Source organism: Zobellella maritima (assembly GCF_003075035.1).
Classification (GTDB): domain Bacteria; phylum Pseudomonadota; class Gammaproteobacteria; order Enterobacterales; family Aeromonadaceae; genus Oceanimonas; species Oceanimonas maritima.
Genome location: NZ_QCZE01000001.1, coordinates 2297618 through 2315178, shown reverse-complemented (window position 1 = coordinate 2315178; position 17561 = coordinate 2297618). Strand labels below are relative to the sequence as shown.

The 17561-nt window shown below is 59.5% G+C and carries 21 protein-coding genes; 15 read left to right on the top strand and 6 right to left on the bottom strand.

Annotated elements, in window-relative coordinates; genetic code table 11:
• Nucleotides 1–180: 180 nt before the first annotated feature.
• Nucleotides 181–738 (bottom strand): DUF2939 domain-containing protein, encoded by a 558-nt coding sequence (locus tag DCS96_RS10690; RefSeq protein ID WP_116474252.1) that lies wholly within the window; start codon nucleotides 736–738, stop codon nucleotides 181–183.
• Between the two features lie 192 nt (nucleotides 739–930).
• Between DCS96_RS10690 and DCS96_RS10685 the strand changes: the two genes are divergently transcribed.
• The 3 genes from DCS96_RS10685 (at nucleotide 931) to DCS96_RS10675 (ending at nucleotide 3499) form a co-directional block, all read left to right on the top strand.
• A complete protein-coding gene (locus DCS96_RS10685) occupies nucleotides 931–1332 on the top strand; it encodes a SpoIIAA family protein (RefSeq protein WP_116474251.1) in 402 nt (133 codons plus the stop codon).
• Between the two features lie 164 nt (nucleotides 1333–1496).
• On the top strand, nucleotides 1497–2720 hold the full coding sequence (locus DCS96_RS10680) for a CehA/McbA family metallohydrolase domain-containing protein (protein WP_116474250.1): 1224 nt from the start codon (nucleotides 1497–1499) through the stop codon (nucleotides 2718–2720).
• A 209-nt stretch (nucleotides 2721–2929) separates the two neighbouring features.
• Nucleotides 2930–3499 carry a hypothetical protein gene (locus DCS96_RS10675; protein ID WP_157953623.1) on the top strand — a complete coding sequence of 190 codons (570 nt, stop codon included), beginning with the start codon at nucleotides 2930–2932 and terminating at the stop codon, nucleotides 3497–3499.
• Nucleotides 3500–3630: 131 nt separating this feature from the next.
• Here DCS96_RS10675 and putP read toward each other — a convergent pair whose 3' ends face one another.
• Both putP and DCS96_RS10665 read right to left on the bottom strand, forming a co-directional pair.
• Nucleotides 3631–5121: a sodium/proline symporter PutP gene (gene putP / locus DCS96_RS10670; protein ID WP_408646009.1), complete on the bottom strand. Its 1491-nt coding sequence runs from the start codon at nucleotides 5119–5121 to the stop codon at nucleotides 3631–3633.
• A 208-nt stretch (nucleotides 5122–5329) separates the two neighbouring features.
• Nucleotides 5330–6103: a helix-turn-helix domain-containing protein gene (locus DCS96_RS10665; RefSeq protein WP_116474247.1), complete on the bottom strand. Its 774-nt coding sequence runs from the start codon at nucleotides 6101–6103 to the stop codon at nucleotides 5330–5332.
• Between the two features lie 145 nt (nucleotides 6104–6248).
• Here DCS96_RS10665 and DCS96_RS10660 point away from each other — a divergent pair, with 145 nt between their 5' ends.
• Both DCS96_RS10660 and DCS96_RS10655 read left to right on the top strand, forming a co-directional pair.
• Nucleotides 6249–6785 carry a Vgb family protein gene (locus tag DCS96_RS10660; protein WP_116474246.1) on the top strand — a complete coding sequence of 179 codons (537 nt, stop codon included), beginning with the start codon at nucleotides 6249–6251 and terminating at the stop codon, nucleotides 6783–6785.
• A gap of 11 nt (nucleotides 6786–6796) precedes the next feature.
• The gene (locus tag DCS96_RS10655) at nucleotides 6797–7027 is read left to right on the top strand and encodes a thioredoxin domain-containing protein (RefSeq protein WP_116474245.1); all 231 of its coding nucleotides are present in this window, start codon (nucleotides 6797–6799) and stop codon (nucleotides 7025–7027) included.
• A 54-nt stretch (nucleotides 7028–7081) separates the two neighbouring features.
• On the opposite strand, the gene DCS96_RS10650 is transcribed toward DCS96_RS10655, so the two are convergent.
• The 3 genes from DCS96_RS10650 to flgA form a co-directional block, all read right to left on the bottom strand.
• Nucleotides 7082–7531 carry a flagella synthesis protein FlgN gene (locus tag DCS96_RS10650; RefSeq protein ID WP_116474244.1) on the bottom strand — a complete coding sequence of 150 codons (450 nt, stop codon included), beginning with the start codon at nucleotides 7529–7531 and terminating at the stop codon, nucleotides 7082–7084.
• Nucleotides 7528–7815 carry a flagellar biosynthesis anti-sigma factor FlgM gene (gene flgM / locus DCS96_RS10645; RefSeq protein WP_116474243.1) on the bottom strand — a complete coding sequence of 96 codons (288 nt, stop codon included), beginning with the start codon at nucleotides 7813–7815 and terminating at the stop codon, nucleotides 7528–7530. Before flgM ends, DCS96_RS10650 begins: the two co-directional genes overlap by 4 nt.
• 102 nt (nucleotides 7816–7917) lie before the next feature.
• Nucleotides 7918–8520 carry a flagellar basal body P-ring formation chaperone FlgA gene (gene flgA, locus DCS96_RS10640; protein ID WP_232818223.1) on the bottom strand — a complete coding sequence of 201 codons (603 nt, stop codon included), beginning with the start codon at nucleotides 8518–8520 and terminating at the stop codon, nucleotides 7918–7920.
• 280 nt (nucleotides 8521–8800) lie between these two features.
• On the opposite strand from flgA, the gene flgB reads away from it, so the two are divergent.
• The 10 genes from flgB (at nucleotide 8801) to flgK (ending at nucleotide 17552) form a co-directional block, all read left to right on the top strand.
• Complete coding sequence (flgB, locus tag DCS96_RS10635) at nucleotides 8801–9214, top strand: flagellar basal body rod protein FlgB (protein WP_116474241.1); 414 nt, start codon at nucleotides 8801–8803, stop codon at nucleotides 9212–9214.
• A gap of 31 nt (nucleotides 9215–9245) precedes the next feature.
• A complete protein-coding gene (gene flgC, locus DCS96_RS10630) occupies nucleotides 9246–9656 on the top strand; it encodes a flagellar basal body rod protein FlgC (RefSeq protein ID WP_116474240.1) in 411 nt (136 codons plus the stop codon).
• A 2-nt stretch (nucleotides 9657–9658) separates the two neighbouring features.
• On the top strand, nucleotides 9659–10336 hold the full coding sequence (locus DCS96_RS10625) for a flagellar hook assembly protein FlgD (protein WP_116474239.1): 678 nt from the start codon (nucleotides 9659–9661) through the stop codon (nucleotides 10334–10336).
• A 48-nt stretch (nucleotides 10337–10384) separates the two neighbouring features.
• Nucleotides 10385–11569 carry a flagellar hook protein FlgE gene (flgE, locus tag DCS96_RS10620; protein ID WP_116474238.1) on the top strand — a complete coding sequence of 395 codons (1185 nt, stop codon included), beginning with the start codon at nucleotides 10385–10387 and terminating at the stop codon, nucleotides 11567–11569.
• A gap of 13 nt (nucleotides 11570–11582) precedes the next feature.
• Entirely contained in the window at nucleotides 11583–12341 is a 759-nt protein-coding gene (locus tag DCS96_RS10615) for a flagellar basal body rod protein FlgF (protein WP_116474237.1), read from the top strand.
• Between the two features lie 77 nt (nucleotides 12342–12418).
• Complete coding sequence (flgG, locus tag DCS96_RS10610) at nucleotides 12419–13201, top strand: flagellar basal-body rod protein FlgG (protein ID WP_116474236.1); 783 nt, start codon at nucleotides 12419–12421, stop codon at nucleotides 13199–13201.
• 14 nt (nucleotides 13202–13215) lie between these two features.
• Nucleotides 13216–13896, top strand: a complete 681-nt coding sequence (locus DCS96_RS10605; RefSeq protein WP_116474235.1) for a flagellar basal body L-ring protein FlgH — start codon at nucleotides 13216–13218, stop codon at nucleotides 13894–13896.
• A gap of 12 nt (nucleotides 13897–13908) precedes the next feature.
• Complete coding sequence (locus tag DCS96_RS10600) at nucleotides 13909–15090, top strand: flagellar basal body P-ring protein FlgI (protein ID WP_116474234.1); 1182 nt, start codon at nucleotides 13909–13911, stop codon at nucleotides 15088–15090.
• A complete protein-coding gene (flgJ, locus tag DCS96_RS10595; RefSeq protein WP_116474233.1) occupies nucleotides 15090–16118 on the top strand; it encodes a flagellar assembly peptidoglycan hydrolase FlgJ in 1029 nt (342 codons plus the stop codon). Before DCS96_RS10600 ends, flgJ begins: the two co-directional genes overlap by 1 nt.
• Nucleotides 16119–16190: 72 nt before the next feature.
• A complete protein-coding gene (gene flgK / locus DCS96_RS10590; RefSeq protein ID WP_116474232.1) occupies nucleotides 16191–17552 on the top strand; it encodes a flagellar hook-associated protein FlgK in 1362 nt (453 codons plus the stop codon).
• Nucleotides 17553–17561 lie beyond the last annotated feature (9 nt).

Sequence of the window (17561 nt, the reverse complement as noted above, 5' to 3'; positions counted from 1 at the left end):
CTGTATACTACCTTACCGAATTCAGGCGCGGAGTATGATCAAAACCGATGAAATATTGACCGGTGTCAAAACTCGGTTTTCGCTCGGCTTGGTTCGGGGCATAGGTAACAAGCTAATTCACTGATACCAATACCGCTACATGTCGAGTCCGGGTTCAGGGGCCCGCCGCCAAGGCCGAGTTCAATCCAGCGGCAGCAGTATTTCGGTCAGCTTCCACTCCAGGCCACGGCGCCGTAGGATAAACTTGGCTTCTTCCTCGTTTTCATCCTTCATGGTCACCACAAAGGTATTGAGCGAGGCGTAGCCCATGCGCGCATCGGCAAAGGGCTTGTTGGGTGGGTAGGGGGCGGATTGAGCGTCGCCCTGGGGCTGGTGCGATACCGACGAGCGGTTGGGGATGCCGGGGGCCGGCGTTTCGCCACGCATCAGCTGCTCTATGCCGGCTGGTGTCATATAGGTATCAACCAGGCCATCCACCATCATATTGGTAAAGGCGGCCCCCAGGGCGGCAAAGGGATTTGTCTTGATTTTCCCGCCAAGCTCCTGCAGCAGACGGGTATTTAGCTGATCTTTCAGGCTCTGGCGTACGCTGTCAAACTCCACATGTTCGGCCAGTGCCTGACTGTCATGCCGATCGGCGGCCTCCCGGATCTGGTTGACGGTGATATAGGGCATGGCGGCCAGATAGCCGAGAGCGGCTATCATCAGCAAGGCCATCAGGTATTTCATCTTTAACATCTCGAGTTCCAGCATAGCGATAACAGGCCGTAAGGCTGCATCCAAATGGCGGCGGGATCAAGATGCACGTCGTTGTCTTTTGTGGCCGTTTTTGCGTGTTTTTTGCGCTATTTTGTATCTCGTTATCCAAACAGGGCCCACAATTAGAACCATACTTAGCGGGTGTATACGGGCACCGTGGAGGGTAAAGGAATGTTGGAAGCACATGGCATGGCGGTTGAACTGGATAGGCAAGGCGATACCCTGCTGCTCACCATCAAAATTTACGGGGACATTGCCTACGATGACTTTATGGAGATGGAAACCCGGGTAGAGCAGGCGCTGGAGGAGATGGATACGCCGAAAATCAAGGCGTTGATCAATATGATCGACTTTAATCACTGGGAAACCATGGCCCTGTGGGAAGATATTGTGTTTACCCGCAAGTATGCCAAGGCATTTACCCGGGTGGCCATAGTGGGAGTCGATCTCAGGGAAAGGCTGATGGCAAAGATAGCCCAGTGGTTTATCGAGGGAGAGCTGAAATATTTTGAAAAGACGAACGAAGCGCGAGCCTGGCTGGAAGGTGACAGTGTGCACCAAGCCGGATCTTGACGTTATTATCGACTGAATATGCCAGTTACTGGCGCACGAGAGGGAGTTCTGGCTGGTGGCTGCTTATATCGGCTTTTATCCCGATGCGGGCTCTTGTCTTCTATGTAGGAGCTGTCAGAATCCTCGCCAGTTATTGTTCTTTCCAGATCCCGGGATTACACCTTATGCGTTTTTATAGATTGGGGCTACCCCTGCTGGTAGCGACTATGCTGGCTGCTTGTCAAAGCGCACCCCAGAAAAATGTTCCACCTGCCGACATTCAGGTGCTGAAAGGCCCTACCTGGATCCAGGGGGGGGATGCCAATGGCAGCGAGGACATCACCATAGTAACTCCTTATTTTGCCTTCGCCATCGCCGGGGGTGATAAGGCAGGCAAGGCCGGCAGCATAGTGGATATGGCGCTGGTGGAAAACGGCGTGTTCGGCGCCGATCGTATCGTCTCTCTGGACTTTGTGCCCGGAGAGGAGGCCATGACCCTGAACGCCATCGATATTACGCAGCAGACACCGGAGCGGGTGGTGATCGAGGTGGACCGCAGCTGGAATGGACACCGCCTGCTGAGCCGGTATGAGGTCGAGAAGGCTTATCCCGGCATCAAGCTGAGCAGTCAGCTGGAGAATCCGGTCGGCAAGACCCTGTTTGCCGGTTATCGCCTGGTGCAAAACGCGGCTCCGGAAGCTGCCGAGGGCGCACACAAGGTGCTTACCCAGGCAGTGGTCGGTCACTGGTCCCAGGGCCAGTTGCAGCAAGGGCTGGGTGCCTTGTCTGAAACGGATGATTTAAGACGCAGCTACCAGCCGAGCCAACAGCACAGCTTCGACGCCTGGTTAAGCGCCGGCTCCCTGGGCAAGGTATTGGCCGACGAGCTGGTGACGGGGGCAAGCCCCAATACCGTAATCAGCCTCTATGAATATGATGACAGCAGCAACTTTGAAGCCCAGATGGCCAAGCTGCGTCAACGCTGGAACCGGGGCGAGCGGGTCTATCTCAGCGCCAACCACCTGCTGCGGGGCCCGCGGCAAAACAGCGGTCGGCTGTATGCGTATACGCCCAACGGCAAGTTTAGCGCCGACTTTGCCAGCGCCGTCGGCAGAGGCCACAGTTTTGTCAGTTTTGGCCCCCAGGTCTATGCGGCAGGCACCCTGTTCGGTGAAGAAATCTCCCCCTTCAGCGAGTCCAGGGTAGAGCTGCGTTCCGAGGCTGGCCTGAGCAAGGCCGAAGTCTGGCTGGATGGCGAGCAGGTCGCCGGTTGGCGGATCAACGGCGCCAAGGTGTTCCGTACCGGAGTACCGGTGCCGCCCAACTACACCTGGCTGCAGTGGGTGGTGGAAGACCGTAACGGCAATCGGGCCTATTCCAACCCTATCTGGATAAAAAAGCGCGGCTAACGTCCGAGCCCTGTTTCCTGTCTTTTCTACATGCCCCGCTTGCGGGGCATTTTGATCGCTCAAGTGTCACCCGAGCAGCTACCGTCTGAGGGCGGCCGACTCTATCAGTTTTGACTCAGTCAGCCTCGAGATCGATTTCGGTCTATGTTGAAAGGGTAATGTCATGGGATCTCACAACAGAAGAGGGCTTGTGCCCGGGGTGGATGCAGATGGAAAGCTTTTATGTCAGCCATACGGTGCTCTGTACCGATGCCCAGGCGGTGGCCGCGGTGCTTGCGGGACGAAATGCCTTTGTGACCCCGGCCCACAAGGGCTCGGTGGTGGTGTTTGATGAAGCCTCCGAGCGACAGGAGCCGGAAGTGGTGCTCGCATTGGGTGCCCGGCTGTCGTCGGAGCTGCAGGCCCCCGTGCTGGCGGTGCTCAATCATGATGACGATATCCTGATGTACGCCCTCTGTGAGCAGGGTTGGGTAGTGGATCAATATAATTCGTCACCGGAGCTGTTTGAACCGGATCAGGATGCCGAGCCCATCGGCCCGCAGGGAGGGAATGCCCAGCGCCTAGTGGAGACGTTCGGTAGTGGAGAGGTTGAGACGATCGAAGCCATCCTGCGCAAACCGGCCACCGATGAGGGCTATATTTTTGCCTATGAGCGGCATTTCGAGTTGGTCAAGGCCCTGGGTATCTCCGAATTCGGCGTCAATACCGGTTTTAAATACCTCGAGGCGGGAGAAATCCCTGCCGGCCTGGAAGGTGAACAGCTGATCCGGGTTGAGTAGCCGGAGCGGGTGAACGGTCGGGTGACGTACCCGGAAGGATGCTCATGATGTGGATGACGGCTCATCGGTAGGGATAAGCCGGAAGGGAAAGATAAATAAAGGCCCGGTCAAGCCGGGCCTCTTTGTGTTTATTAGTCCAGGGTTTCCAGACTGTTTTCGTAGCTGTCGAAGGTCTTGGTGACCGATGCCTTGGGCGCACCGGTCAGCTTGCTGACCAGCACAATGGCGATGGAAGCAAAGATAAAGCCGGGGACGATTTCATAGATATCGAAGATGCCGCCGGAGATCTGTTTCCAGGCCACCACGGTAATGCCGCCGACCAGTACCCCGGCCAGGGCGCCGTTGCGATTCATGTTACGCCAGTACAGGCTGAACAACAGGGCGGGGCCGAAGGCGGCACCGAAACCGGCCCAAGCGTAGGACACCAGGCCCAGCACTGTGCTGTCGGGGTTCATCGCCAGCAGCAGGGCCACTACCGCCAGGGCAATTACCGCGAAACGACCAATGTTGACCAGGCTTTCCGGGGTGGCGCTGGGGACCAGCTGCTTGTAGAAATCCTCGGCCAGGGCGGAAGAGGAGACCAGCAGCTGGGAGTCGGCGGTGCTCATGATGGCGGCGAGGATGGCTGCCAGCAGGATACCGGCGATCACCGGGTGGAACACGGCATTGACCAGCACCATAAAGATGGTTTCGGCATCGGCCAGCCCGCCGCTCATATTGTTCTGGACATACAGCAGACCCACCATGCCGACCATCAGGGCACCGGCCATGGACAGCATGCTCCAGGTCACGGCGATACGGCGGGCGGTGGTGATGTCTTTGTTGCTGCGGGTGGCATTGAAGCGGGCCAGGATATGGGGCTGGCCAAAGTAGCCCAGGCCCCAGGCGGCCAGCGAGATAATGGCGATGGCGGACAGGGGCTCGCCCTTGATGTCGCTCCACAGAGTCAGCAGCTCGGGGTTCTGGGCATGCAGATCAGAGCTCAGCTGGCCGAAGCCACCTTCCATCGCGGCGATCGGCACTATCATCAGGGCGGCGGCCATCAGCAGGCCCTGTACCAGATCGGTCCACGATACGGCCAGGAAACCGCCGAACAGGGTATAGGATACGATGCAGAGGGTACCGATTATTACGGCTATCTGGTAATCCATGCCGAATACTGTCTGGAACAGCTTGCCGCCGGCCACCAGTCCCGAGCTGGTGTAGAACAGGAAGAACAGCAAAATGACCAGGGCGGAGATAATCTGCAGCAGCTTGGACTTGTCTTCGAAGCGGCGGGACAGATACTCGGGGATGGTGATGGCGTTGTCCACCTCAAGGGTGTAGGTACGCAGCCGTTTGGCGCAGAACATCCAGTTGGCCCAGGTGCCCAGCAGCAGGCCGCCGGCCAGCCAGAAGGACTCGACCCCGGCGGCATAGGCATAACCGGGCAGGCCCAGCAACAGCCAGCCGCTCATATCGGAGGCGCCGGCGGAAATGGCCGCGGGCCAGGGGCCCAGAGAGCGGCCCCCGAGGAAATAGTCGGCCGAGTTGGCGGTGCGTTTATAGGCGTAGTAACCGATGGCCATCATGGCGATCAGATACACAATAAAGGTGCCGGTAATGGCGGAGTTGGATTCAATCATGCCCTATTCCTCTTGGGGATTTCCTGTCGGAGCCAAAATAATGTCACGCCAAGGGGGCTGGGTCATGCCGCCGCTGGCTTGGATGATTATTTCGGACCTCGCTTTTAAGCAGCGGTTAAACTTTTGTTACTTAACTAAATATAGTAGGAGAAAGTGGCCATGCCGGTCTTTTGCATTACTCCGTTTTTTTTATGAAATACTCCGGTTAGCGGTGCAATTTGCGGTAACGGGCGGGAGAGATATCGAAACGGCTGGAAAATATCTGGGTGAACAGGCTCTGGCTGGAAAAACCGCAATGTTGGGCGATATAGGCCAGGCTGTGATGGCTGGAGGTGAGCATGCTCCGGGCTTCGGCCAGGCGCTTTTCCAGCACGTACTGGTAGGGGGACAGGCCGGTCTGCTCCTTGAACAGCAGGTGAAACTGGCTTTCGCCGAGGAAGACGCAGCCGGCGAGTTGGGCCACCGTGATTTTCCGACCCAGGTGCTGTGCTATATAGGCGTCTATTACCTCTATATTCAGGCGATGGGTGCGGGAGCGGCTCTGGGGGAGATCCATGTGTCGCTGCAGGGCGCACACCAGGGTATTGGCACAGGCCTGGCCGAGTAGGGTGTCGTCCGGACAGCTGCGCATTTCTGCACTCAGCACAGTGACCAACTGACGGGCCTGGGGGCTCAGCTGAAAATAGCGCGGGTGTTGAAACAGCTCATACAACCGCTGTTTTTGCTCCGTCAGTGCGCCATCCGGTTCCGGAGCCAGGTTGACCACCAGTATGGTATTGCTGCCCAGTCCCCCGAAGGCATGGTTGAGGGCGGACGACACCAGGCAGCCCTGGCCCGGCCCCACCAGGTTACCGTTTCCTTCGATATCAAATTCCGTCTGGCCGTTCAGGCCGATGACTATCTGATTGTAATCATGCCGATGATGTGCCATTTCATCAGGTAATGCCATGATTTCAAAGGGATTTAATACATAACTCATAGGGCTGCCAGGCGGATGAACAGACGGAGACAACAAGGTGGTAGTTTAACATATCGCCAGTGGGGCTACCTATGATCAGATCCCATTCCCGGGATCTCCCCGAGGCTACACTAAAAGAATCATTGGCAGAAGATGGGAGAAGCGGATGAGAATCCTCTTGCTTGCCCTGGGATTGCTGCTGACGCTCTGGGCCGGGGCCGAGACGATGGACGAGAGGCTCGATATCCAGGAGTGGGACGTGCCCTGGGACGCTTCCCGGCCGCGGGATCCGCAGGTGGATCTCGCCGGCCGGGTCTGGTATGCGGGTAACCGTAACGCCCATATCGGCCGGCTGGAAATCGCCGACAAGGGTGATATCTGGTATCTGGATTTTGCCGGTGGCCGGCTCGGGCGCTATCAACCGGGCCCGCGCTTCTTCAGCGAATGGCCGCTTCCGGGCCGGCATCGGAGCCAGCCCTATGGTTCGGCCCTGGATAAACAGAACCGGATCTGGCTGGTCGATGTGGGCTCCCGGCCCAACCGCTTGATGGGCTTTGATCCTGTCGAACTCCGTTTCTTTGGTATTACCCCCATCCCCAGCGGGGCGGGGGCGGTACGTCATATGTATTACCACTCCCGGAGCAACAGCATCTGGTTTGGCACCGATGCCAACACCCTGGGGCAGGCCCGGCTCGGGCCCTGAGAGGAGGACACATGCAGGTACAACTACTGGTCACCCGGACCGACTTTTCCACCGCCAACCTGGACCAGGAGTTCAGGGAACTGGGAGTGCCCTATGAGCTGCTCTATATAGAGGATCATCCCGAACTGGTGGCGGCCCACGGCATACAGCACTCCCCTTGTATCCTGGTCGATGGCCAGCTGGCGTTTCGTGAGCAACCAACCGAAAGCCAGCTGAGGGAGTACTTCGAAAGGAACGGCTGATGGCAGGTGTGCCGAGGCGCGATAGGCCACCATCGGGCAAGCTTCATCTGAGGCTTAGGCGCTGGAACTCAGTTTGCCGCCGCTTTTACGCGGCTGGCCGTCGGGGCCGTACAGGGGTTGACCGGTGGCTTCGTGCAGGAAGTTGAGCATGCGTTGGTTGTGCTGCAGGCGCTGGCTGATCAGGGTGCCGTTGAGGCTGTTCAAGCGGGCGGTGCGTCGGGTGGCCTCCAGCAGGGCATGCCATAGCTGCAGGCAACCGGCTTCCTGTGCTGCACGTTCGGCGCCGGCCATGTCCTGGCCATACCCCAGTTTGAGCTGAGTCTGATATCTCTGGGTCTCGAACTTTTCCAGCTGGATGAGCAGGGCCTGTTTGTCGGCGGCAAGTCGCGACAGCCGCTCGCCGTCTATTTCTCCCTGGCCGAGAGCGTGCCGCTCCTCGAGCAGCAATTCGGTCAGCTGCGCCAGTCGCTCTACCTGCAAGGACAGGTGCTGATCCAGGCTCATCGGCCCTGTTGCTCCAGCAAATCGCGTACGCTGTTCAGAAGGCCGTCGGCAATTTTATCGGCGCGGATCTCGAGCCGCCCTTCGCTGATGGCCTGGCGCAGTTCGTTGACCCTGGTCATATCGATATCCCGGCTGGTGTCCTGAATCGCCGGGCTCAGGTGGGTGACGACCGCCGGACCAGCCTTGCCGGTGCCGCCAGCCGTATCGGATGTCACCCTGCCGTTGGGTCTGCCCTGTTCCGGCTGGGTGGTGCGGGACAGCAGCTGATGATGATCGATTTTCAAGGGAAGTTCCTCATGCTGGACTTATCCGGGATATCGGCAGCGTATGCCATAACTTTAATGCTGCAGGCAGCATAGCCGTTCAGGGGGTATTTTGTCCAAGGCTCAGGGTGCAGCCACGGCGACCCGCGCCTGACCGACCACCACCCCGCTGAGAATGGTATGTCTGGAGACCCTGACCCGGATCCGGTCTCCCATTGCCCCGGGCGCCATGGCTTTTCCCTCCCGGGTGATACGATAGCCGGGGCCGGCCGCTTCGAGCACTACCTGCTGCCCCCTTTCGATCAGCGGCGGTTCGCGCAGCTGATGACGCTGTATGGTGGTTCCCGCCGCCAGTGGCCGCCTGGCCTGCTGGCCTATTACCTCACCGGGATCAAGGATGGCCTGCCGGGGCAGCCGGCTGAGATCCCCCTGCCGGAATTCCAGCATGTCGGCAGTGATTCGGGTACCGGCGTCAAGGGCGCGGGCGGCTACCAGATAGCGGCCGATAACCTTGATTTGTGCCTGCATGTAGCGCACCTGTTCACCCTGTTCGCCACAGCGCACGCCGACCGCGATGCGGCCCCATTGCGGTTGCCCATTGCCGGGAAAAAAAGGTTGTGGAAAGCGGCACTCGGGCAACCGGGCGGAGGGGGGGAACACCTCGATACTCACCTCGTCTCCCAGTTCACCGCTTTGCTGGTAGAGGAAGGCATGTACCGCTTCCATCAGTCCAGGCGGCTCTATTGATGCGGGGGTGCTCGGGGCCATCAGCCACAGCAAGACCGTCAGATATGGCAGGATGCGGGGAAATGGGGGGGGCCGGGGCTCGGAGGCTGGCATGGTATGAGTCCTTGGCGGCGCGGTAATGGTTCGCATTATAAGGGGATGGCCCTGTCTCCAAGAACAGAATTGACGGTGAAATATCGGCTTGTTTATCCCTTTATGGCGACGGGGGCACGGTTATGCTCCAGCCTGACTTATTTTCAGCCGCCAATAGGGTCGACACATGATCGATAAACTGGATGGGGCTCTGGGTTTCCATCAAGAGGCCCTGAACCTCCGTCACCAGCGCCAGAAGGTACTGGCCAGCAATATCGCCAACGCCGACACGCCGAATTACAAGGCGCGGGATTTTGACTTCGGCAAGGAGCTGTCCCGGGCCATGGAGCAACAACCCGCCCGTTCGGAGCTGACCGTAGCGACCACGTCTGCACAGCATATCAGCAAACCGGCTTTTGGCAGTGCGGGTGTCAGCGAACTGCTCTATCGGGTTCCCACCCAGCCCAGCCTGGACGGCAATACCGTCGATATGGACACGGAACGCGCCCAGTTTACCGATAATGCCGTGCGCTATCAGACCAGCCTGGTGTTGCTGAACAGCCGGATTCAAAGCCTTAAATCGGCAATGCAGCCGGAATAATCACAGCCCGACCGATTGACAGGAGTAGACCATGTCGATGTTTTCCATCTTTGATATCTCCGGCTCGGCCATGAGCGCTCAGTCTCAGCGTATGAGTGTGACCGCCAGCAACCTGGCCAATGCCGACAGCGTGGCAGGCCCCGACAATCAGCCTTACCGGGCCCGGCAGGTACTGTTCGAGGCACAAAGCGGGCCCGGGGATGGGAATAACGGTGGGGTACGAGTCAGCCGGGTCATCGATGATCCCAGCCCCATGCGCCGGGAATTCAGCCCCGAGCATCCCCTGGCAGACGAGCAGGGCTATATCACCCTGCCCAATGTGGAGCCGGTGCATGAAATGGTCAACATGATCAGTGCATCACGCTCCTATCAAGCTAACGTCGAGGTGATGAATACCAGCAAGCAGCTGATGCTCAAGACCCTGACCCTGGGTGAAGGATAACCATGGCTGGTACCATAAATAGCAATTTTATCAACAGCCTGAATATAGCTAAGCCCCAGACGGCCGGCACCCGTGTCAGTGAAGATTTGCAGGGTAGCTTTATGAGCCTGCTGGTAACTCAGCTGAAGAACCAGGATCCGCTCAATCCGATGGACAACTCGGAGATGACCTCTCAGCTGGCCCAGATCAATACCGTCAGCGGCATAGCGTCTCTTAATGAAACCATGCAGATCATTACCGGACAGATAGATGCCGGTCAGACCCTGCAGGCCACGGCGCTGATCGGCAAGGATGTGCTGGTGCCCGGTGAGCGACTGCTGCTGGGCGAAGACGGAGCCAGCACTCCCTTCGGTATCGAACTCGCCAGCCCTGCCGAGCGGGTCACCATCAGCATCCTCGATGGCAGTGGCCAGCCGGTGCGCGACTTTGAGCTGGGCCGTATCGCGGCGGGCGTCGAGTCCTTTGTCTGGGACGGTACCCTGAATGACGGTAGTCAGGCGCCGGCCGGCGCCTATCAGCTGTCGGTAACAGCGCTGTCTGGTGGGCGGCCATTGAGTCATACCAGCCTTAATTATGCCCGGGTGCTGGGTATCAGTACCGGTGCCGAGGATGGTCCACGGCTGGATCTGGGCGGTGTTTCCGAGCAGATCCGCCTGGATGATGTTCGTCAGATACTCTGAGGTTGCGATACGTAACCGGTTAATAGATATGCTTGAAGGAGCGGTATAATGGGTTTTTCTCAGGCGCTCAGCGGTCTTTCGGCCGCAGCGACCAACCTTGACGTGATAGGCAACAATATTGCCAACTCGCAGACGGTTGGCTTTAAGGGAGCCAGTGTTCAGTTTTCCGATGTGTATGCCGGGGCCCAGTTTGGTTTGGGCACCAAGGTGTCGGCGGTGCTGCAGGATTTCAGTGACGGTACCCTGGAAACCACCAACCGTAATATGGACCTGGCGATCAGCGGCAATGGTTTCTTCCGATTCGAGCAGAATGAACAGGTAGTCTATTCCCGCAATGGTCAGTTGACCGTGAGTAATGACGGCTACCTGGTCAATGCCCAGGGTGGGCAGTTGACCGGTTACCCGGCGGATGTCGGTGCCGGAGGCAACCCACAACGACTCAAGGTACCTGCGGGCGCATTGCAGGCCAATGCCAGCACCAGCATCCAGGCGAGTCTGAATCTGGACGCGGGCTCGGCGGTTATCGACCGTAACACAGTGCCTTTCGATATGGCCGACAGCAGCAGCTATTCCTACGCCAACAGCGGCATCGTATACGACTCCCTGGGCCACACTCATAATGTCACCCTGTATTTCACCAGAACAGGGGACAGCCAGTGGGAAGTGAGACAGGCCCGTGGTAGCGAAGTGGCCACACAAACGGGAACCCTGGAGTTTAACAAGGATGGTACCCTGGCTTCGGCCACCGGCATGGAAGACTTTACCTTCAGCCCCGGCGGCGGGGCAGCAGAGTTGAAACTTGATCTCGGCTTTGCCGGCAGTACCCAGTTCGGCAATGACTTCGAGCTCAACTCACTGACCCAGGACGGCTTCAGTTCAGGCAGCCTGGTGGGGGTCGTTATCGACAACAAAGGTAATGTTGTCGGCAACTATTCCAATGAGCAATCCAAGGTGCTGGGCACCATAGTACTGGCGAGCTTCAATAACCCGGAAGGACTTACCCCGGTTGGTGACAATGCCTGGGCCGAAACCAATGCCTCCGGTGCCGCACTGATGGGGCTGGCCGGTGCCGGCCTGTTCGGCAGCATAGAGGCCGGTGCGGTAGAAACCTCCAACGTCGATCTGACCAGCGAGCTGGTCAAGCTGATTATCGCCCAGCGCAATTATCAGGCCAATTCCCAGACCATCAAGACCCAGGACGAGGTACTGCAGGCCTCGATCAACCTGCGTTAACGGAGGCTGAATCGTGGACGGCATTTTATATACCGCCATGAGCGGCGCCAAGCAGACGCTCGACTCTCAGGCGGTGATCAGCAACAACCTGGCCAATGTTTCGACGACCGGATTTCGTGCCGAACTGTCGGCCATGCGGGCGGTGCCGGTGCTGGGGGATGGCCGGTCGCCGACCCAGGTCTCTGTGGTGGCCTCTACCCCGGGTGCAGACTTCAGCCCCGGCCCCGTCACCACCACGGGACGCGAACTGGACATCGCCCTCGAAGGTAACGGCTGGCTGGCGGTGCAGGGGGCCGATGGCAATGAAGCCTATACCCGGCGCGGCGATCTGCAACTGGATGGTAACGGCCTGTTGCTCAGTGGGGGTTCCCCCGTGATGGGGACTGGCGGTCCCATTATAGTGCCGCTCGGCGCCCGGCTGTCGATAGGCTCAGATGGTACCCTGAGTGCCATCACTGCCGGCGAAGGTCCGGATGCCCTGGCGCAGGTGGGGCGACTCAAGCTGGTTACCCCCGAGCCGGGACAGCTGCTGCGCGGTGTTGACGGCCTGTTTCGTCCGGCGCCCGATGCCAATGGCAATGTGCCTGTGCTGGCACAGGACGAAGACCAGCGGCTGGTCTCGGGCTCACTGGAAGGCAGCAATGTCAGCGCCATCGAGTCGATGGTGGCGATGATCGACAATGCCAGGCGCTATGACATGCAGATGAAAATGATCACCAGTGCCGATGACAACGCCCAGCGGGCCAACAGCCTGCTGTCGCTCCAGGGATAACGAGGTATCACCCATGATTAAAGCATTTTGGACGGCCAGCAGCCTGCTGTCGTTCCTGGAACAAAGAGGAATGACTCATGATTAAAGCATTGTGGACGGCGAAAACCGGTCTGGAATCCCAGCAGGTGCAGATGGACGTGATCGCCAATAACCTGGCCAACGTCAATACCAATGGTTTCAAGCGCTCCCGGGCGGTGTTCGAAGATCTGCTGTACCAGAATATGCGACAGCCGGGTGCCATGAGCAACGAACAGAATACACTGCCTTCTGGCATGCAGGTGGGGACGGGGGTACGGCCTGTGGCGACCGAGCGGTTACATAATCAGGGCGGCCTGGTCAGTACCGAAAACTCCCGGGATCTGGCGATCAATGGTGCGGGCATGTTCAAGGTCATCATGCCCGATGGCAATCTTGCCTATACCCGGGATGGCAGTTTTCAGCTCGATCAGAACGGTCAGATGGTCAATGCCAACGGCTACCCACTGGACCCGGCGGTGATCCTGCCCGACAATGCCCTGTCGGTGACCATAGGAGAAGATGGCACCGTCTCCGTGACCCAGCCTGGCACCAGTCACAGCCTGCAGGTCGGGCAAATCAGTCTGGCTACCTTCGTCAACCCGACCGGGCTGGAAAGCATCGGCGGCAACCTCTACCTGGAAACCACCGCCTCGGGGCCGGCCAATGACAGCCTGCCGGGAATGAATGGCACCGGCCGCCTCTACCAGGGACATGTGGAAACCTCCAACGTCAATGTGGTGGAAGAGATGGTCAATATGATCCAGACCCAGCGGGCTTATGAAATCAACAGCAAGGCGGTCAAAACCAGCGATGAAATGCTGGCCCGGCTGACCCAGCTGTAACAGGAACAAGACGCATGAGATGGCAGGAAAGGCTGACGGGCAAGGTCCTGCTGACAGGGCTGGTTGTGCTGCTCAACGGTTGTGCCCAGTTACCGCGTTCTTCGGTGGTGGGGGAGCAGGAACAGATGACCCTCCCCGAGCCGCCACAGCCCAAGGCCAATGGCGCCATCTTCCAGGCACAGCGCGGCTATCAGCCGCTGTTTGAAGACCGGCGCCCACGCATGGTGGGAGAGATCCTCACCATAGTGCTCGATGAACAGGTCAGCGCCAGCAAGACCTCGGCCGCCAATGCCAACCGGGGGGGCTCGGCCAGCCTGGGACTCAGTGAGTTGCCGGATGCTTTGGAAACACTGGCGGAGTATGGCTTCGATCTGTCCGGTAACAGCGAATTTTCCGGGGGCGGAGGCGCCCAGGCGAACAACTCCTTCACCGGCACCATCACGGTATCCGTGCTGGAGGTGATGAACAACGGTAACCTGCGGGTGCGCGGAGAAAAGCAGATCGCCATCAACCAGGGGGTCGAGTTCATCCGTTTCTCCGGGGTGGTCAACCCCCGTACCATTACCGGTCAGAATACGGTGGCTTCCACCCAGGTGGCCGATGCACGTATCGAATATGTAGGCGAGGGCTATATCAACGAGGCCCAGCATATGGGCTGGTTACAGCGCTTCTTCCTCAATGTCTCTCCTTTCTGAGTTGTGGTCATTATGCTGTTTTCAATATTACGCCGGGCGGTGAGCTCCCTCTTTTCTCAGGGCAAAGGGGAGCGGCGATGGAAGGCATGCCGGCAGGTGATTGGTGTCAGCCTGCTTGGCCTGCTCTGGCTGACGCCAGCCCTGCCAGTGCGGGCCGAGCAGTTGCGTGAACTGGCCACCTTTGCCGGGGTGCGCGACAACGCCTTGGTAGGCTATGGGCTGGTGGTGGGGCTCGACGGTTCGGGCGACCAGACCATGCAGGCGCCCTTTACCGGCCAGAGCCTGACTAACATGCTGTCCCAGCTGGGTATTACCGTGCCACCGGGCACCAACATGCAGCTGCGCAATGTGGCGGGGGTGATGGTGACCGCCAACCTGCCGCCCTTCTCCCGGCCGGGGCAGCGGCTCGACGTGGTGGTATCGTCCATCGGTAATGCTCGCAGCCTGCGCGGCGGTACCCTGCTAATGACCCCGCTCAAGGGGGCCGACGGTGATATCTATGCCATGGCCCAAGGCAACCTGCTGGTGGGGGGCGCCGGTGCCGAGGCCGGTGGCAGCAGCGTGCAGATCAACCAGCAGGCCGGCGGACGCATCAGTGGCGGTGCCATCGTGGAGCGGGAGGTGCCCCTGCAACTGGGTGGCGAGACCGGCGAGCTGGAGCTGCAGCTCAAGGAAGCGGATTTCGGTACCGCCGAGCGGGTGGTGACTGCCATCAATCAGAGCTTCGGCAGCCAGGTGGCCAGTGCCCTCGACAGTCGGGTGATCCGCCTGCGTGGCCCCCTGAGCGCCAACGAGCGGGTCCGCTTTATGGCCAGGATCGAAAGCCTGCGGGTTGAACCCATGGCGGCACCGGCCCGGGTAGTGATCAACTCCCGTACCGGCTCTGTGGTGCTTAATGGCGCGGTAACCCTGCATCGGGCTGCGGTGGCCCACGGCAACCTGTCCATCGTTATCGATACCGAGTTCAGGGTCAGCCAACCGGCACCATTCAGTCAGGGGGAAACCACAGTCGTGCCCGACAGCGATATTTCCATCAACCAGCAGGACGGCGCCCTCCAGGTGGTGGAAGGGGCTGATCTGATGTCGGTGGTCAGCGCCCTCAACGCCCTGGGCGCCACCCCGGCGGATCTGATGTCGATCCTCGAAGCACTCAAGGCGGCGGGCTCGCTGCGCGCCGAACTGGAGATAATCTGATGGACAGGCACGATATCGGCAGCCGCTTTTCCCTTGATATGCAGGGGCTGCAGCGGCTCAAGCAGACTGCCGGGCGAGATCCCGAGCAGGGGCTGGAAGCATCGGTCCGGCAATTCGAGGCGCTGTTTGTGCAGATGATGATGAAAAGCATGCGCGAGACGGTTCCCGACGCCGGGCTGACCAAGGGTGATCAGCGACAGTTCTATACCTCCCTGCTTGATCAACAGTTGTCCCAGGAGGTGGCCGGTCGTGGTATTGGCCTGGCCGAGCAGTTGTTACAACAACTGGGTACTCGCCGGTCGGGGCCGGCCGCAGACATAGCTGGCCAGAGCGAGGCCCTGATTGCCGGTATTCCCAGAGGTCACCCCCGAGTTCTGACCGGCAGCCTGGCTGCGGCACGACCCATGGAGCAAGGCCAGCCACACAAGGAACCGGTTCAGGCCAGCGAGGTGGCGGTCAGCGAAGCACGGCATGTTTTGTCAACGGAAAACAGGCGACAGGCACAGCCCCATGTACAGGCCTTTATCGAGCGACTCGAGGCCCCGGCCCTGGGCGCCAGCCGAGCCACCGGGGTGCCGGCCGAATTGATCCTGGCCCAGGCGGCGCTGGAAACCGGCTGGGGCCGTTATGAAATTGCCACTGCGGATGGCGCCAACAGCCACAACCTGTTCGGTATCAAGGCTGGCGCCGGTTGGCAGGGCAAGACGACCGAAGTTGGCACTCATGAATATGTACGAGGGGAGCGGGTGGCGCTTACCGATCATTTTCGGGTCTACGACTCCTTTGAGCAGGCGTTTACCGATTATGCCCGCTTGATCAGTGATAATCCGCGTTATGCGGGCGTGGTCTCGGCGCCTGATGCGCGGCAGGCGGCGCGGGCGCTGCAGGAGAGCGGTTACGCCACCGATCCCGGCTATGCCGACAAGCTGGTGGCGGTGATGGATACCCTGGGCTCGCTCGATAAACAAGGGATGCTGGCGAAAGGCCGCTCCTTACCCGGGGAGTTTGAGCTGGGCCAGATATTTTGATCCTGGCCGTGTTTGCCTCAAGTAGCAGGGCTGGCTGCCGATAACCATGACAGACCCTAGGGGAATGGGAATATGAGTATTTTTTCCATCGGTATCAGTGGCCTGCATGCCGCACAGCAGGCCCTGTATACCACGAGCAATAATATCAGCAATGTTTATACGCCGGGTTACAACCGCGAAGTGGTGCAGCTGGGAGAGAGTCGCTACGGCGGTGGGGTTCAGATCAGTGCCATTGAACGTCAGTTCGACCGGTTCGTGAACGCACAGCTGAATACCTCAAGCAGCGCCCTGAGTGCGCTGGAAACCTATGAGTTTCAGATTGGGCAGATAGATACCCTGCTGGCCGACCAGGATGGGGGGCTGGCGCCCTTGATGAATCAGTTTTTTGCTTCCTTCGAAGCGCTGGCCGGCGGCCCGGCCGATCCGGCCGCGCGGCAGGGGGTGCTGGGGAGTGCCCGTGCCCTGGCCAGCCAGTTTCGCGCTGTTGATGAGTACCTGGACAGCATGCAACAGGGCATCAATGGCCAGATCGGTGATGAAATCGCCCAAATCAACAGCAGGGCCGAGCAGCTCGCCGGGCTCAACCGGGAGATAGGTCTGGCCAATGTCAAAACCGGCAGCGTACCCAATACCCTGCTCAACCAGCGGGAACAGCTGGTGGCGGAGCTGGGTGAACGCCTTGGGGTCAGCGTGACGATTCAGGATGGTGGCAGATACAACCTGACCATGGGCAATGGCCGGCCACTGGTGATGGGGAGTCAGTTTTACTCACTCGAGGCGGTGAGTTCATCGGTTGATCCGTCACGCACGGCGGTGGGATACCGGGACTCAACAGGCAAGCTGCTTGAGCTGGATGACGGTGCCATCCAGGGCGGCTCTCTGGGCGGTCTGCTCGACTTCCGTTCGCAAACCCTGGATGCCACCCAGCAGCAGCTGGGTCAGCTGGCGGTGTCCCTGGCCGAGGGCGTCAATGGGCAGCACAGGCAGGGGGTGGATCTGAATGGGCTTGCCGGTAAGGACTTTTTCCGGGTGGAGGAGCCGCTGAGCCAGGCGGCCGGTACGCTCAGGCTTGATATCGAGGATATTGCCGATATCGCCGCCGGAGAGGCGTGGGGCAGCGGTGATAACCGCAATGCCCTGGCGTTGCAGGAATTACAGAGCAAGCCGTTGGTGACCGGCAAGGCGACCCTGAGCCAGGCCTATGGCGCCCTGGTCAGTGAAATAGGCAACCGTACCCAGGAGGTGCAGGTGAGGCTGACTGCACAAACGGCCCTGACTGAGCAGCTGCGCACCCGGCAGCAGTCCGAGTCGGGGGTCAACCTCGACGAGGAGGCTGCCAGGCTGGTGCAATATCAGCAGTATTATCAGGCCAATGCCAAAGTTATCGAGATGGGTGCCACCCTGTTCGACACCCTGCTGGGCCTGCGTGCCTGATAGCTACCG